This is a genomic window from Paenibacillus sp. JCM 9796, from assembly GCF_055379675.1.
In genome coordinates this window covers 2,911,173-2,928,923 of record NZ_AP043723.1, presented here as the reverse complement: position 1 = coordinate 2,928,923, position 17,751 = coordinate 2,911,173, and the positions used below count along the sequence as shown (strand labels likewise).

Genomic DNA, 17,751 nt, shown 5'->3' with positions numbered 1-17,751 from the left:
GTTAAAAAAACGACTTTCATGTCATCATCTCATTTCTTGGCTCCAAGAAAGGACCCTTCAATAATTGTTTATCTATTAACATGTTTATAATGGGTTCAAGATCTGTTAGAGAGCAGTTGCATTTCTCAGCAATCTCCAGTAAAGAATAGCAACCGTCGCAATAGTTTAGCAGCATCAGTATCCGGTCAAGCTGCATACGATTATCGGCAACGTTATTGCTGGAGTAAATTCCGTTAAGAGGGAAATTCAAATCCGGGTATAAGTCGTGTTTGTCCAGCTTCACCTCTCCAAACGGACGCTGATTCACATAAAATCCGTTCAACTCAAGAGCTTTCAATACGCTTTCCAACTCGTCGACACTTTGCTGCAGGGCTTCAATTGTCATGACTTCTTTAGTATCGCAGGAATTATGGTACCCCGGATAGCAATTGTACACCATTCGGGACATTTGTCCTACCGGAAGATTGAATCCTGGGGAGCAGTACTGACGTTCGTCAGAGCCGTTAATCGGTGTAAAAGACCGAATATTCCCTTGTAGCGATTCAAATCTGAACAAATGCTCGACCACTTGATCCACAGGTGAACTGCCGCGGCGGGATGTTTTGTAGCTTAACGGGTGCTCAAGACCGCCCAAACACGTTAGCACTAACCCAGAATATAGGCTCTCCTTGAGTTTTGCCCCAAAACGATGGAGGTACGTGATGCTTCCGATCGTTTCCGGGACAAACACAAACCTGTACGTAAATCTTCTTCTCGGCCAAGACGCCAGTCTCCGGTAAAGAAAGGCTGCTGTCACCGGACCGCTGAGCTCATTATTAGCCATTGATGGATGGCATATATACGTGCTGATTAAAATTTCCCTATCGCTTTCTCCAGGCAAAATCGAATGAGCAAAGTTCAACTCGCCATCCACATGATCACTATCGATATATGCATGGTAGATCCCCTCTTCCAACTGCTCCATGAGCCGGTGGGGAAGGCAAAAGCCCCATCTCTCTTTATAATAAGAAGTAACGTAAGGAATGGCCTCAGGCATATGAGGGATTGTAAACAAATGCTTTTTCAATTCGTCCAAGCTCATTCTCCGGTCAATTGGAACGCTATAATTCAACACATGTAAATTACTGTCTTTGAAATCAATAATTTTGGAACCATCCGGCCCTTTTACCCATGCATCGCGAATACGCCATTCCTTTGGAATTTGCCAATCAAATACCGGACTGCCTGTTGGTTGCCCAAAATGTTCCAAGGGTAAATATTCGCCTAAAATCTCCAAGCTCTCCCGCAATCCCGGACCCGTAATGCTTCGGCAGATTGGAAATAATCGATCAAACAACTCATCCATGCTGCGATGCTCTTCGATTGTTTTCAAGAGGTGTAAAGCTCCTTCTCTATAAAATGCTGTCCCATGTAACTGGAGCGCCCTTTTTAATCTCCCGATTAACTTTACGGCCCAGAAGGATGTCATAATACTTTGGCGCTAAACCTAGACCAGGACGGATGACTCGCAAATTATCTTTGGTCAGGACATCCCCAGGCTTGAGATCCTCGGCAAAATAAAGAGAGCGGCGATGTTTGAGCGATCCCTCTTCTTTGGATTGAAGACCATACTGTACTTTGCCTAGAGATTGCCATGCCCTTTCACTTTCTACGACTAAAGCATTCATCTCCTCCGGCTCCATGGAGAAAACGGAATCTACTCCGCCATCGGCGCGACGAAGTGTGAAATGCTTCTCAATCACGGTTGCGCCCAGTGCAATACCTGCTAGAGGGGCCCCGATGCCAAACGTGTGATCGGACACCCCTACCTCGCACTGGAACAGCTGCTTCATATGAGGTATGGTCAACAAATTCGAATCCTCCGGCGTAGCCGGGTAAGAGCTTGTGCATTTGAGAAGAACCAGCTGTTCGCCACCGGCTTCCCGGGCAGCACGTACCATCTCGTCAAGCTCTGCAATCGATGCCATTCCGGTTGAAATAATTAACGGTTTTCCTGTTGATGCCGCTTTACGGATCAAAGGAAGATCTACATTCTCAAAAGAAGCTATCTTGTAACATGGGACATCAAGCTCTTCCAAAAAGTCAACAGCTGTTTCATCAAAAGGGGTACTAAAGCAAATGATCCCGAGTTCCTTGCACCGTTTAAAAATTGGCTCGTGCCACTCCCAAGGCGTATAAGCCTGTTGGTATAACGTATAAAGAGAATTGCCTTTCCACAAGCTGTTGGGATCATCGATGAAAAATTCGCCCTCGTTGATATCAAGTGTCATCGTTTCGGCAGTATAAGTTTGCAGCTTCAACGCATCGGCCCCTGCTTTCGCAGCGGCCTCTACAATCTGCAATGCCCTCTCCAGCGACTGATTATGATTTCCCGACATTTCAGCTATAATGAAAGGCCGATAACCGGAACCGATTTTGCGATGGCCTATTGTAATTTCCGACATGTTTATTCCTCCGCTTCCCTTAACAAGCAAATGGATCTTTGTATGCATTCAATCCTAATAAATTTGCCAATTCGTCCAGGCTCTCGATTTGATGTTCAGCTTCATAATCATTTGGCTTGATGAGCTCGCTAAAAGCACCCCTTATAATGCGAACAGTACGAAAACCAAGAGGTTTAATGCCCACGAAATCTTTATTAGGGTTATCTCCGATATATACAACATCCTTGGGATCAACCTGTTCTCTCTCACATATTTTCATAAAACAATGCGGAGAAGGCTTCTCATTCTTTATTCCGTACCTTCGCGTGATATAACAATGGCGAATAAACTCATGATCATAAAGCCCCAAAGCTTGTAATTTACTTTGCTGAACCAGCTTATTGCCGTCCGTCACAATATACATCGGATAGGCTTTCAGTTCTTCAAGACAACGACGGGCATCGTCATATAGCGAAATATCAGGACGATGCATACGGTAAATATTTAAGCAATGAAGGATGTTCCCTTTCGTCTCCAGACCATACCGTGCAAGAACACAATTAAATACTTTTCCCCTGCCGTGCCTCTGCAATTCCAACCACATGGTTTGAAACGTTTCTTCCGGCTTCAAACCGAATCGATTATGCAAATCGAATGAAACGGCTTTAAACCCACTCTCTACAAACGTAAGCTCTTTATATAACGTGTCATCCAAGTCGAACACGACTACGGTCATACGATCAAATCCTCAGCGAAGCGTATTAGCCGCTTCTCTTTTTTTGAACGTAAGAACGGGTATTCGCTAATATCAGCACCTGCAGATTCCAGTAAGAACCAATAAAAACTGTCCAGTCCCGCTTCTACGCTAAGCGTAGATGCTCCACCGAATCTAGTGTTGCATTCAATGATATGCGGCATACCCTTTTCATCTACGAGCACTTGGAGTACGGCATGTCCATATAATCCAAGATGGTCCGCTATATCATAGGCCAGCTTCTCCAACTCAGGGTTATTCTCGGTCTTCGTAATCTGCGATTCGCCATTAACGACTAAATCACGCGAACGGACAATCGTTCCCTTAACACGGCCCATTCTGTCACGGTACAGGTCTATGGAATACTCTTTCCCTATAATGAAAGGCTGAAAAATCGGCTGCTTTAGATTCAATGCATGCAAAACCGCCATCTCTTTATTGAGGTCAAGCCCCAAACTTTCCGAGCCCGCGCCGAATCTCTCTTTTACAACATATTTTTCAGCTTCCATGTCCTTTATTGAAGTTGAAGTAGGGATCGCCGGGAACCCTGCATTTTTTAACGTTTCGTAGAAAAGCTGTTTATCCAAGCATTTTTGTACGGTATCAGGTTTCGATATCATAACATGGATGCCATGCTGCTTAAGCTCGCTTTGATGTTCCGCATAATATGATAACTCGCCGTCACGAGTCGGGATAATACATTTGACATCGTGCTCGTTACAATAACGAATTAACTCAGTCACCGGAAGCTGACCCAGCCGTGGCATTTCCCAGAACATATCGGTGAAATGTTTCCCGATACAGTTCGGATTGTTATCGGCACCAATGATCTGCGTCTCCAACCCCAGCTTTTGGACCGCCTTGTTGACCGACTTTAGCAGAGGTATCTTTTTCGATACACTGCTAATCAGAATACGGAACTGCTCCGAGCGTACCTCAGACGAGCTACAATCACGCTCATAAGCAATCATCTCCGGGATCGTATCCTCTAGATGTCTTTCGGGAGCCCAGCCGGTCCATTTCTTGAAAAGACTCATATCCGCCTGAGAGGCTTCATATGGTATATCGCTATCACCCTCGGTTACTTTCATGTGAGGAAAATGCAGCGCAAGGACATCCAGCACTTCCTGTACCCGCCGCGCTCTCCCGCTGCCCAAGTTAACAATCCCTACAGCATCGCTCTCGGCTAAGCGGATTAATCCCTCCGCGCCATCTTCTGCGTAAATGTAATCGAATAACCCCTCTTTACGGAAGACGGTAATCGTCTCATCCTGCAGCAGAGCGCGAATCCAACGAGATATGATGTCGCGGGAATTTTTCCCGTAGCTTCGATAAATCCTTGCGCTTACGGTTTGCAGGGACGTACCGCGGAAATGGTGTAGAAACTGCAGCTCCATCTCATGCAAAAGCTTGGCGACACCACAAAGATTACGCGGATAGATTTCTCCTTCCTCCTTCAGATTCACAGCCTCGAAAGCAGGCTCCTGAAACGTATATGTGGCAGGATTATAAATTAAATAACTGGATGCAAAAACAACCTTTCGGAGCGTCGGAATATCTTTTAAGCAGTGCATCAAATGATGACTAAGCCGGACATTATGCTCATAATTTTCATTCCAAAATTCATAGGTTTCTACAGAACGCTCGAAAGTGGCAGCCAAGTGAAATACATATTCCGGCTGAAACCGTTGCAGCTCTTGACAGCTGATATAATTTAAATCACCTTGCCTGTATATAATACTCGAATCCCAACCATGTGGACGAGGCTTTATATCCCCTACCATGACTTCAACTCCACGCTGAAGCAGTTTTTTCACAAGTTCTTGGCCTATTACACCGGCCCCGCCGCTGATAAAAACCTTTTTACCGGTTAGCATGATTAAACTCCTTTAAGCAGCCGTGTAGTAAGGAATCGACAAATTTACCGTCTACTACTGCATGTTGTCGCATCCGTCCTTCATATTGAAAACCGCTCTCTTCTAAAATCATCACATGATGTGGTCTTATATCATATGTTTCGGTAAATAGCCTGTTAAAATGGAGATCTTCAAACGCTACTTTCTTCATTAACGCAAGAAAAGCGGTAAAATCATTCCTGTACCCAGCTTTATCCATAATTCGGTTCGTATTTAAAAGGAAGGAAATCTCCGCTCTTTTGCACATCCAATCGTTATTCGTTAAACCGCCGTATCCGATACATTCTCCATCCAATAAGAAGCTGAACAAAATGATAGTAGGATGTTCTTGATCAAACGAGGGTCGGACGACATGCTGATAATAAGACTGTTGATCTTCGTCCGTCAATACCTTGCTTTGCCGCAATACCGACATTTGCTCATTTCTCCATTGCTTGATGGACAGCATGTCTTGTTGCCGCAACGTAACAGCTTCATATCCTCCAGTACGGTAGAATGATTCTTTTAAACAACGATATTTCATAACTAGATACTCCTGTCTTGTCTAAACGACCGGTTTCTGCTGGATATGGGCATTAATTGCCGCTACATCCGGATTAGCGAGTAAATATTGTACTACCGTTTGCGAAGAAATCAGCTTGTCCTGAGAATGATTGGCAATAGCTTTAAGCAGTTCATAATCTTCCGGAGTATCTAGCGTAATACGAAGCTCTGGATGCTGTAAGGACTCGGGTATCTTACAGTAAGCCGCTTTAAACCGCTCCGGATATTCGTAGGCGTAGTACGTCACATGTTCACGATGCCGGTGCTCTTTGCCGTAATGATACATGTATTCTAAGGCTTGGAATGAAACCATTTCAATGGCCAAGCCTCGCGGCAGGGCGCCTTGAAGCAGTACGATGTCACTGGGATTCTCTTCCATCACCTGCACCACTTGATTTCCCAAGTGATAATCGATAAATGGACAATCGCTGGTGACTCGAATCACATAATCGGGTGCGTACGCTTTAGCGCATTCGTAATACCGGGAAAGCACATCGTCCTCAGAACCACGGAAGCAAGTCACTCCGTTTTCTTCACACCACTCTACGATAGGTTCATCCTGCTCTAAGGTTGAGGTAGCCACGATGACATCCTGCACTTGGTTGATTTGTCTGCAGCGTGTTACATCATAATCCAGTACCGTGGTCATCCCGAGAGGCTTTAAGATTTTTCCTGGCAGTCGGGTCGACCCCATACGTGCCTGGATAATCAGAATAATCTTCATTCTTGGGTTCCACCTTTAACTTTTTCTTCAAACAACCGCAATGCCCTAGCCACGCACGCATCCATATCATAATATTTGTACTCGGCAAGTCGTCCGAGCAAGACGAATTGATCAAATTCCTTCGCTTTATCCCTATACTTTTCATATCTTTCTTGATTTTCAGGGCGCGGGATCGGGTAGTAAGGTATATTTTGCCCTTCCACATCTTTGATATAGGCTTGCGGATACTCTTTCACGATGGTTGTATATCCATGCTGCTGTCCGGTTAAGTGCTTAAACTCGGTAATTCGCGTAAAATCATACTCATTCGGGTAGTTAACCGTGCCGACATTCTGAAAACGTTCTTGATGGAGCGTTTCAAACTGAAAACGCAGCGAGCGATACGGGAGTTCCCCATACTCGTAATCAAAAAGCTCATCAATCTTTCCGGTAAAAATAACCTTGCCCCTAAAAGGCACCCCAAAAAGTGTCACAGCCTTCCGTTCCCAATCAGCCTTGATCACTTCCCTATAATCGGTATTCAGCATGATCTTGATGTTCGGATGGCCCAACATCCTTTCGAACATCGCCGTATAGCCCTTTTGGGGCATGCCTTGGTAAGCATCTTGGAAATAACGGTCATCCCTAGAGATATAAATGGGAACTCTTCCAGTAACTAAGGGATCGAGCTCCTCAGGCCTCATTCCCCACTGCTTGGTGGTGTAGTTCAAAAACACCTTCTCATAGACGAACTCCGCCAACCATTTTAAGTCCACATCATCCGTGTTCCGCAGCTTCAGGATCGGCACCTTCACATTATAACCGAAAGCTCGAAGAAGCTTGTCTTCCAGCTTGGCCGCTGTGTGAGTCGGCAGAAGCGTATATAGTGTATTTAGGTTAAAAGGAATAGGAGCCTTGTTCCCGTCAACGCTTCCCAGAACATGGTGATGATACAAATACCAATCCGTATATTGAGACAGATAATCCCATACATATTTAACTCTTGTATGAAAAATATGCGGCCCGTATTGATGGACGAGCAATCCCGATTCATCATACCGATCGTAGACATTTCCGGCGATATGGCGACGTTTCTCAATGATAAGTACTTTCTTGTTCAATTCATTGGCAATCCGTTCTGCCATGACTGAGCCGGAAAAACCCGCACCCACGATGATATAGTCGAACATAGGGAGACCTCCATTAAACCTTATTTCTTCTTCAATCTTCTAAGCATCATCGGCAACCCAATAGTTAACGGAACCGCAAGCAGAACCGTAACTAGCACTGAAATAGCCGAAATCAATAAGCTGCGAGCTCCCATACCGATAATGGAGACCATGCTAACTGGGCGCAAATCAGAGATGAGATTACAAATATAGCGTTTCTTAGCATTTATCGTTAATGAAAACAGAAGTACATTTAAAAAACCTGCTCCTGTCAAATTGGATACCGGAACGATGACACAATCAAATTTCTGATCTTTGAATTCTTGCACTGGACGCCAAAAAGAAAAGCTTTGTTTATAAGGATACACATATATTTTACTTAACAATTTATATTTCTCGGCTAGCTTAACACCATGCTCATGAGTTAACATTTGAAACCGATGATCGGGCAGTGCCTCCTCTATCGCCGGAAAATTTTTATCCAGTTGTTGAAAGCTTGCCGAACGTATAATTAGAGCATTTTTCAGATTGACCAACCACCTTTCGATTACCGATAAAACGTAAAAAAGACATCAAAGGGGACCCGAAGGCGCTGAACAATATCAGCCCGAACAGCTTTTCGCTTATTTCGGATTGCGTCCGACTGACTGAAGGCGGCAATTAAAGCTTTGAGATATACATTTGTTCTTTGCTCCATGGATGCATATAAACAATCGTAGATTAACTTGAGAGTCTGTTTTACAGCCGCTCTAATCGGATAGTTCTTCCACACAATCCAAAAGGCGTTTCTAGTGTAATAATAAGGCGCCCTCCACGACGCTCGATTTTGTGGCGAGAATTTATGATAAGCAACCACATCTGAAAAAAACTCGATCTTATAGTTCAAGTCTAAAATACGGAAAGCGACGTCCAGTTCATTATTATAAAGAAAAAAATCTTCAGGGTAGAACCCAACTTCTTTAAATATATCTTTTCGAACACCAGCTCCAGCTCCGTTAAAAGACATCAGATAATCTTTTGTGATTGCAGCCGTGTTAACATCTCCACTTTCCGCTTCCATCGTTTTTACTTCGTCATAGTTGAAGTAATTTCGAACGTCGAAAGCTACCACGCCTAATTGTGGATCTTTCTGAAATTTATCAACCATTCGACGGATAGCTTGTTTAGCAGGAAAAGAATCATCATCTAGAATAACGATATATTCACCGCTTGCATTCTCAAACCCAATGTTATAAGCCTCGATCCCTAGGTTCTTATACATGCGAATTAATCGCGCTTCGGGAAATTCCTGTTCTACCATCGTCTGTGTTCCATCCGTTGAGCCGTTGTCTACTACAATGACCTCTAAAGCTCCGTATTCGATCTCACGAATACGCCGCAGGCTTTCGTACACATCTTCTTTGCGGTTCCAACAAAGCATAACGATGCTCACGCATGGCTCCTTCATCCCTGGGCCTCCTTGCCTATTTGAAGGCTAAATATTTGCGGCGATCTACCGACATCTTGAAATTTTGTTCTGATATCCATGATAATATCGCTAATAAAAGAAAGGGAGCCAACTGCAAAAACATTAATGTTTTTTGACAAAGCCGATGTTAACGAGATCACTTCTACTCCATCTATCTTCTGTCCCCAAAGGGAAGGTTTTCTATCTACAAAGTAAGCTACTTTAATTTGATTTAAACGGGCAATTTTCAGTAATGATTGTCCTACATCACCTGCCCCGTAGATCGTAATTTCATGAATATGGGCTTGTCGAAGATTGGATACAAGATGACTCATCATGTAAAGATATCCATGGGCAGTGCTATGCTTCAAATAATGCCGAAAAATTACAGCAGGGTCAGATAGTGTGACTACACCTTGAGGCCAGTAAACCTCAGTAGCTTTAAATCCAAAGCGGCCTAGCTCTAAAAAATGCTCCGACCCTAATCGATTACATAAATCTAAATCTTCTTTTGTGCAAATGCTGCTTGCATGCTCACTTCCAAAGTTATCATCATGTGTCAAACCACCAAATTGATGAGCCTCTTCGGCTGTTGGCATGTCAATAACTCTATGAATAAGTTTAGCAAAATCACGGTTTGACGCGTCTGGAATTTTCATCAGTTGTGATTTTTTCTCTTTTAAGTAGTACCAATAAGCTTGAAAGGCCATTACACCTTCTTGACAGATTTGTTTTTTTCTAATTTCTTCTTCTCCATATTTTAATTTCCCTAATATTGGCTTTGAGGCACCTTGGTGTTGTTCATAACCTAATGTGGAGCCTATTTCACCCATTAACAACTCTTCCAAAAATTCAGGACTTCTCATAATAGTCTTGATTAAATCGTGGTTTTCCCCACTATTTCCCGTAAACCCACGAATATCGAGCCCCGCTAGAAGATGATGCTTCGTTTCTTCGCCGCCAACGGCAAGAAGATGACTTATATCGAAAGGAATGCCTGATATTTTCAATGCAGCATTTATAGATCTTTGGATTGTTCCTTTAAAGCCTAAATCAACGGTCACGATGCCGTCAAAAGAATTACAGGTTTGTTGTAAGTATTGAACTAAATCATTTCTTCTTCTATCAATAACTTCCCGTATTTTCTCTTGCACAACCGAGCTTGTCAGTACATTCTTCAAGCTCTGCTTCAAATTGCCGCCCTGCGACAAAACAATTTTTGCCGATTCACTTAATGGTATATGAGCAAAATCTAGGTAAGCTTGCAGTTCCTTTTCTAATTCAAGCATTCGTATGAGATCCGCCACAGTAAAATGATTTCTCTCGAATAAATTACCGAAATGCTCCTCATCGAACGCATCCAGCCCCGCTAAAAAAGTAGCTTGTCTGGAAACGTACAAAGGTTCGATTTTTATATCAAGCCGCCGCATTTGCGCCGCCTTCTTGAGCATGCCGGTAAGCAATATTCCCTCCCTGAGAAATGGATAAATGGCCTTTCTTCGCTCTTGAACACAAATATCCAGTATCCAGTCACAATAGGCTGCTAAAAAAGGCCCATATACTTCAGCCCCGAATCGAAACCAAAATTGATCATCCTCTGGGTATTCAGCCGATGTTGCTCCAGCTAGCTTTCGAATCGATTGTAATTGGGGCAAAATATCATGATGTCGAACTTTCTCCCATTCAAAAACACCTTCAAAATCAGATGGTATTACTTTATAGTGAATAGCCTTGATACCAAACTGGATTGCCCCGTATACATCCGCATCTGCGCTATCCCCTATATGTAGATACGCATCGATATTTTCATTAGGAAAACGCGTCACCATTTTATGAAAGAGGTTCCCATTAGCCTTGCCCCCCCCCTCTTCATTGGAAACGAACATGAAGTCAATCAACGATTCTTCTAGTCCTGACGAACTGATAAGTCTCTTGATTTGCTCTGAGGAAAGATACATATCCGATAGAAGAACAATCTTGGTTCCATTTTTTTTAACACTCTTAATTAGTGACTCGATATTAGGATTTAGATAGCAGACTTGCCTTTCTACTTCTAATTCGAGGTTCATAATCTTAGCTCGATCGCCTATGTTTTGCGGTAACATTTCATATATTTGCTCGAAAGTTACCTCGTCATGCCCTGCTTCTTTTTTGAGTCTGAATCTTGCCTTTCTCTCAGCTAATATACGGATCTCTTGAAACTCTTTTGCCGTTAATCCATTTCTTACAAGTTGCATTTGAATGGCTTGCTGTCCCAACAGGTAGAAGACATCAACAGGCTTCTCACAAGTTCTTAATAAGAGTGTATCAAACACATCTAAGCTCAAGACTTTAATATTATTGACATAGCCGATGATTGTATTTAGGTATCGATCTCTTTTCCAAAGCGAATCATCGAACGGCTTGTCCCACCATTGAACAGATGTCATATTTCCCCACTCGTTTCCTAGTTAGTTGCTCCTGAAAAAGTCCAATTTTAAAAATGGTCTCGGGGAGCCGAGTGGTTTTGTGGATGTCGGTTCCCCCGGATTTCTATTTCTACCTTAGTTTTGAAGCATTTTTGCTGCTCTTTGCAGATTGTGGGTCAGGATTCCGAAGCCGACCCAGCATTTTGAGCCAGCAAAGCCCCGGTACCTGCTGCGGTTCAAACCGTACTTGCGCTTGAGAAGACTAATCTTCGCTTCTCCGGCTGCACGGTAACGCTGCAAGTCCTTAAACCATTTTTCGTTTTCGTACTCCGTGCGGGCAATGCCTTTCTTGCCCTTTCGCGGCAAGCTGGCTCGCTTTACACCAAGTTCAGTAATGGCTGCTTCATTCTTCTTGCTTGAGAAGCCGCGGTCGGTGGCTACGGCCTGCGGTGCTTTGCCGAACTGCTTGATATGTGCTTCTATGGCGGGAACAAGCAATTCGTCATCAGAGGGATTTCCCTCATAGACGGCGTAACCGGTGACGAAGCCGCTTTCCGTCTCGTCGATTCGCACCTTGTATCCGAACTCCGTGCCTTTGGCTAGCTTGCCCTTCTTGATCGGCCTGGCTTCGGGGTCAAAGAAGCTGACGATACGATCGGCGATGATACGATTGCCGGAGACGACCTGTCTGGCTTGTTCCAGCAGTTTCCCGGTAAGCTCGACCGCCGCCGACAGTTTTGCTTTGCTTTGCTGAACGGCCGTTTTGCCCTTGTCTTGCAGTTTTTCTACGACGCTTTGTGCACCCTTTACGACGCTGTCGGTTACTTCGATTACGCTTTGCGTAATCTTGTCAACTTCTTCCCACGATTCCCGTGTGCGACGCCGCAGTACTTTGGCGATGGACAGAATCTTTTCTTTAACTTCAGCCGTACGATCTTCAAAGCCTTGAACGGCGTGGGAAGCGACCTTGCGGATTTTCTGAATCATTCGCGTGATGACCTTCACACCATCCTGCAATAGCGTAGCATCTGTCGGGTGATGAATGTCGGATTCCACGACAGTCGTGTCTGTACGGAATTTACGGGTTTTCAGAATCGCTTTTTCTTCACACTGTTTGATAAGCGCAGCGTTGATGTCCTGGGCGATTTTATCGCCGTAGCGTTTGCGGGCATAGATGAGCGTGGACGGATCCGGCATCTTCTCATCGATGGCAATACGGCAGAACATTCGCCAGGTGATGCTGTCGCCAACTTCCTTCACGAGCGACTCGTAGCCCAAATTATATTTGTGTTTCAAGACCATAAGACGGATGTACTTCTCGATCGCCAGCGTAGGGCGACCGCTCTTCTTGCCTTTCGGATGCAGCTTCGCGAATGGTTGAAGAAATTTTTCGTCGTCCAGCAAGCGATCGATGATGGCAAGTTCGGCCGGCAGCGTTCTAACAGCTTCCGGAAGAATCGCATCCCACATCGTTATTTGCTCGTCACGAAGTTTCAACATTTTCATCACCTCAAGGAAGGATTCCCGAGGCTCTGCGTTGAACTCCTTAAACAAAGGAATTCTTCCCTCGGGGATGGATGGATTGTTATCTGGACAATAACAATTTCCATTTTGAGGTGCCGAATTCCTTTTTATTTTGTCAAAATAGCCCGACTTTTTCAGGGGTAACTAGTTAGTAGCTATAAAACCCTATAACTGGAACATTCAATTCCATACTCTCCAGTTGCTCCATGATTTCTATCTCCCAATCTGACACGATAATTATCATTTCTAATCCGACAATATCTGTGATCTGGGTCGGAGACGTTACTGGTATGCCATCAATGACTTGGTCCCATTTTTTAGGGTCATTATCAATAAAACTGATAATCTTCACATCTCGGTTAACTAAATGTCGATAGATCATTAGTCCAAGTTGTCCAGTACCGAATATGGCTACCTTTCTTGCACCAACAGTATATAAATGCGCCTCTATACGCTTGATTTGCCTTGGTATCATTGGTTTTCTTAGGAAGCCTTTATCTTGGGGTCCTAGAAGTGATAGGTGATCCGATTTTACAACACCTGGCGAAATACGACGCCGTGCAGTTGCTTTGTAATAATCGTATACTTTCTTGCAAAAAGACTCAACCGACGGCAATACCGGAATTTGTTTCGACCAAGATGTTAATATTTCAGGAGAAGCGGTGATTTTTTTCATTAGCAAAAGTAACTGTTCTATATTTCCCGCTTCAAACAAAGCCCCGAACTCCGGACCAATCATTTCGGGAATGCCTCCCAAATTTGACCCTATAACCGGAGTATGATACTGGAGTGCTTCTAGGATGACTAGCGGCTGTTCCGGACAAATCGTTGGAACAACCAGAACATCTATTTCATCAAAAATGGCCTCTAGCTCGTTGGACTGATATGAGCCCTTCCAAAAAACATTAGGTATACTGCCCATTACTTTTTCAATAGTTGGCCGATATAACGGATCAATGGATCCATAAATGACCAATCTTGAATGAGGATCATTCAATTGACGAAATGCCTCTAGAAGAATATGGGGACCTTTATGTACAAGCAAATTGCCAATAAATCCAAAGGTAACCCCGTTCTTGTCATGGTTGATTTTCAAACTTGTTCTATCCAAAGAATCTAAAGATGTATGGATGGAAACAACCTTCTTGTCATTTAGCCCTTCTTGTAATAATCTATTTCTTATAGCATCGGATACAGTCACAATTAGATCTGCTTTCTTGTCCAATGCGTCTGTGATAAATTGGTATCTAGCTACAAATGGCATTACTTCAGTTCCAACATGTTGATGGGCTGAATCGAAACACTGGATACATCTTGCGCCAAGGTTGGGACCGTCACACAATTTTAAATCCGAGTTTATAAGAAAACTTCTGGGACAGATGGACCAGTAGTCATGTAAAGTGACCACCGTCGAAACTCCTTTTTCTTTGGCTGCTCCCAGTAATGAAACGCCTAGGTCGGATAGATGCTGAAAATTAATAACATCCGGCTTTTCCGCATCTAAAAAATGCTCAAATTTAGAGGTTATGACTGAATCGGCAAAACAATCTTTCAGAGGATCATAGTTGAGCTTCATGCCCATATCACATTCTATAAATCGATAATGAACCCTTGGATGATCTATCTCTTTATGTTTTACTGCTTCTTGACTAGAACAAAATATTAAATTAATGATTTCTATGTCGGAATCCAATTGAAGCAGCCCGCCATTTAAGACAGAAACGTAACGATCTACACCTGTTACCCCATGGTAAGGAAAGGCTTGGACAACCTTCATGATTTGAAGTTCTCACTCCGCTCAATTCTGATTTTAGACTCCTGGTCAACAACTACGAGGTGCTTTGCTTCTCGATAAGCCTTATGTTCCAAATAATCAAAGTATTGAAAGACAAAGCTATTTTTGTCTACTTTCTCATATGCCGCCACTTCTTTAGCCAAGTCCCCATGTTTCGTTAATATGAGAGGTACCGAAAACCATCTGCATAGTGGGGCCAACGCATGGTATCCCATGACATCATGGACGTGGACCACATCCGGCTTTTGGTCTGATCTCAAGATCTTCAACATTAAATAACGGAGTAACATTTGGCGACAAGTGAATGCAGCGATTTCCCCGCTTTTAGGAAATATGGCCGCAAAGATTTTGCGAAAATGAATTAATAGCATTACTCTTAAGTTTAAATTTACCATCCCGAGAGACATTACCTGTACCTGAAAACCCGTATGACTGGAGCAAGTCTGCAGTAATTCGATATAAGATTGCAAGCCTCCTATCGTCATATCGAAGATTGTGGTCACTATTGTTCGGATAGGCCGATTAGGTGCATCGACAACTGTCTCGTAAATCTCCATGTGCTTTTTACAAAAGACATCCGGTGACAAATTCTCTCTATAATATCGGTATGCATTCATTCCTAGTTGAGCTCTTTCATCCGGATTATCCATTAAACGTTTGAGAGCCGCTGCCAGTTCAACAGAAGAAGCTGGACTTACTAACAAGCCATTATGACCATGTTGTATTACGTAGGGAATACTTCCCGTCTTTGTTGCAACCAATGGTTTTTGCGCGGCCATAACTTCAATTAAGGAAATGGGCATGGCTTCATTTAAAGACGGCAATACAAAAATATCACATTGCTCTAGGAAAGGTTTGATATCAGCTTGAAACCCCAGAAATCGCACAAACGATGTCAAGGATTTTTGTTCACAAAAAGATTTTAAAGACTCAGTCTCAGGTCCTCCACCTATTAGTAAAATTTCAAACTGACGTTGATCTTGTATCAATAATTGAGCAGCCTCTAATAAATAACGATGACCTTTAATGGGATCCAACCTTGCAATACATCCAATCTTAACAACGCCGTTATCGTTCGGTTGCACGATTTCTCTAACCTTTTGAAGTCGTGTAGTCCCTCCGATAACCTGAACAGAATTCAATGGGCGACTTGTCCGATTTGCATTATAATATTTTACAAGAAGTGCTCGGATATAGTTAATAAGGGTGATTAGAAATACCGGAATTACTGCTAGTATAAAAATCACGGATTGGATCCATAAACGAATCCTTAGCTCCGTTATTGTTTTTAGCTTTTCCGGACCATGGTCATGGTATTGTAAAATATGAAGCGGCTTAATTTGATCGGCAATCCGCAGCAAGTTTTTATATGTGGTTGAACCATATAAGCTATAGGGGAGCAAGATCAGATCATATTTGTTATCTCTAAGCTCTTCTAACAATTGGCCGGGGATTTTCTTCTTATCCAAAAAGCCTGTATACTCCAATAAGTAATAATTCCGGAACGGCTTTTCTTCACGATCCCAATCTACGTTCCCTATATAATCTATCTCCACATCCACATAATGCTTTTTCAAATAATCAAGCGCCGCCTGGCATATCGGTTTTGGTGCTGTACGAAACATTAAGACCCTCATGTGTACTTTCAGCCCCTAAGTGGGATTCCTAATTTTGCTGGATATTTTGCACCCGATAATCGTTTTTCAACTGAACCCTTTTAAACTTAATATTCTTGTATTTATATTTAATTGGTTTCTGATTTGATCTATAATTTCATCAACATATTTTATTGATGCAATAACAATTATATCGACATGGTTTTCCTTTAAATAGTCAGGAGAGCGTATAATAAACTTATTTTGAAATACAGTCCCTTGCAAGGTCTTATTATTATCAATAACTACCTTGACCTTACGTGCGAGGTTGTCTGAGCTCGTGTATAACAACCTGCAAATTTCTCCACTTCCCCATACAGCAATCGAGATATCATCTTTATCTGAATATGCTATTATCGTTGATACAAGCATCTCAACCAGATATTCTTGGTATGTCTTTAATCTTTGAACGAAATGTCTTGTCTCTTCAATAAATGAATTAAAAAATATTTTATTATCATTTGCCCATTGCATAGCTTCCATAACCATTTTAAAGTGAGAAGGATCGTTAGACTCTTCAAGGAGTTTGAAACAAACAGTTCCACATTGCTTTAGATAATGATTACGGACAATATGAAGATACTCTTCCGAAACACCTATTTCCTCATAAAGTTCAATGACATCTTTCAGTCTTAGTAATAATATTTTAGGCAAATGCCCTGACCATTCTTGACTCCCTTGTCCTAATAAGACGATGGGATCTCCAATATAATAAACAGGTTTGTTAATCATGGAAATAGCAACAATTTTTAAATGCGGATAGGTCATATCCAATCTGGAAAATTGATTATCCGCTATTTTATCAAATTGAATACAATTTGAATATTGTAGCCAAGTCGTTCTTCTAAAGATACTAGATACGATGGCAGTAAATAAATAAGAAGGCCAATCCGTATCAATCCCCAGCAAATGCTCCCAATTATTTAGCTGTTTTTCTGTCAAATCTTTTGACAAACACTCTTTCAAACTAGGAGTATAAGCTGAATTAAAATTATCAATAATGTCGTCTCTCTCTTTGATTTGTTTTGTAAAATAGTTAATAAAAAAATAATCAATCAATTTATTTTCTTTAATGATCTCTACTATCTTATTGACCTTACCTTGCCGCACCATATCATCGTCGCCTATAACCCAACAATATTCCCCTGTTGCGATTTCTTCGATTGCTGTAAATATATTTCCTACGGCACCCATATTTTCATTGTTTCTATTATATTTAAAGCTTCCTGTTTGAAGGGCTTGCCTAACTACTTCTTCCGTTTGATCTGTTGACGCGTTATCTGAAACGACAAGCTCCACATCTTCCAGATCTTTAATCTGAGGCAACAGAGATTTGAGCGCTTTTTCAAGTAATGACGCCCTATTATAAGTAGGAATAATGATAGTGAGTAGCGGTTTTTTCATTTGTGCCTCC

14 protein-coding genes are annotated in these 17,751 nt (G+C 42.5%); all 14 read right to left on the bottom strand.

Going from position 1 to position 17,751, the window contains the following annotated elements; genetic code table 11:
• Positions 1-16 precede the first annotated feature (16 nt).
• The 14 genes from ACZ439_RS14140 to ACZ439_RS14075 all read right to left on the bottom strand — a co-directional run bounded on the left by ACZ439_RS14140 (position 17) and on the right by ACZ439_RS14075 (position 17,741).
• On the bottom strand, positions 17-1,372 hold the full coding sequence (locus tag ACZ439_RS14140; protein WP_464619806.1) for a DUF4910 domain-containing protein: 1,356 nt from the start codon (positions 1,370-1,372) through the stop codon (positions 17-19).
• Positions 1,373-1,391: 19 nt separating this feature from the next.
• A complete protein-coding gene (pseI, locus tag ACZ439_RS14135; protein WP_127610374.1) occupies positions 1,392-2,444 on the bottom strand; it encodes a pseudaminic acid synthase in 1,053 nt (350 codons plus the stop codon).
• Between the two features lie 19 nt (positions 2,445-2,463).
• Positions 2,464-3,159, bottom strand: a complete 696-nt coding sequence (locus ACZ439_RS14130; protein WP_054797835.1) for an HAD family hydrolase — start codon at positions 3,157-3,159, stop codon at positions 2,464-2,466.
• Positions 3,156-5,054 carry an NAD-dependent epimerase/dehydratase family protein gene (locus tag ACZ439_RS14125; protein ID WP_464619805.1) on the bottom strand — a complete coding sequence of 633 codons (1,899 nt, stop codon included), beginning with the start codon at positions 5,052-5,054 and terminating at the stop codon, positions 3,156-3,158. The genes ACZ439_RS14130 and ACZ439_RS14125 overlap by 4 nt, the downstream gene beginning before the upstream one ends.
• Complete coding sequence (locus ACZ439_RS14120; RefSeq protein WP_054797834.1) at positions 5,041-5,616, bottom strand: GNAT family N-acetyltransferase; 576 nt, start codon at positions 5,614-5,616, stop codon at positions 5,041-5,043. Before ACZ439_RS14120 ends, ACZ439_RS14125 begins: the two co-directional genes overlap by 14 nt.
• Before the next feature lie 21 nt (positions 5,617-5,637).
• Positions 5,638-6,360, bottom strand: a complete 723-nt coding sequence (locus ACZ439_RS14115; RefSeq protein ID WP_054800139.1) for a cytidylyltransferase domain-containing protein — start codon at positions 6,358-6,360, stop codon at positions 5,638-5,640.
• Complete coding sequence (gene glf, locus ACZ439_RS14110) at positions 6,357-7,529, bottom strand: UDP-galactopyranose mutase (protein ID WP_127610370.1); 1,173 nt, start codon at positions 7,527-7,529, stop codon at positions 6,357-6,359. Before glf ends, ACZ439_RS14115 begins: the two co-directional genes overlap by 4 nt.
• 20 nt (positions 7,530-7,549) lie before the next feature.
• On the bottom strand, positions 7,550-8,044 hold the full coding sequence (locus ACZ439_RS14105) for a hypothetical protein (RefSeq protein WP_236595740.1): 495 nt from the start codon (positions 8,042-8,044) through the stop codon (positions 7,550-7,552).
• A gap of 11 nt (positions 8,045-8,055) precedes the next feature.
• Positions 8,056-8,955: a glycosyltransferase family 2 protein gene (locus ACZ439_RS14100; protein WP_464619804.1), complete on the bottom strand. Its 900-nt coding sequence runs from the start codon at positions 8,953-8,955 to the stop codon at positions 8,056-8,058.
• A complete protein-coding gene (locus ACZ439_RS14095) occupies positions 8,952-11,384 on the bottom strand; it encodes an HAD family hydrolase (protein ID WP_464619803.1) in 2,433 nt (810 codons plus the stop codon). Before ACZ439_RS14095 ends, ACZ439_RS14100 begins: the two co-directional genes overlap by 4 nt.
• A gap of 114 nt (positions 11,385-11,498) precedes the next feature.
• The gene (locus tag ACZ439_RS14090; protein WP_074730150.1) at positions 11,499-12,863 is read right to left on the bottom strand and encodes an ISNCY family transposase; all 1,365 of its coding nucleotides are present in this window, start codon (positions 12,861-12,863) and stop codon (positions 11,499-11,501) included.
• Between the two features lie 172 nt (positions 12,864-13,035).
• A complete protein-coding gene (locus tag ACZ439_RS14085) occupies positions 13,036-14,664 on the bottom strand; it encodes a glycosyltransferase (RefSeq protein WP_464619802.1) in 1,629 nt (542 codons plus the stop codon).
• Positions 14,661-16,307: a glycosyltransferase gene (locus tag ACZ439_RS14080; protein WP_464619801.1), complete on the bottom strand. Its 1,647-nt coding sequence runs from the start codon at positions 16,305-16,307 to the stop codon at positions 14,661-14,663. Before ACZ439_RS14080 ends, ACZ439_RS14085 begins: the two co-directional genes overlap by 4 nt.
• 78 nt (positions 16,308-16,385) lie before the next feature.
• Complete coding sequence (locus ACZ439_RS14075) at positions 16,386-17,741, bottom strand: glycosyltransferase (protein ID WP_464619800.1); 1,356 nt, start codon at positions 17,739-17,741, stop codon at positions 16,386-16,388.
• Positions 17,742-17,751 lie beyond the last annotated feature (10 nt).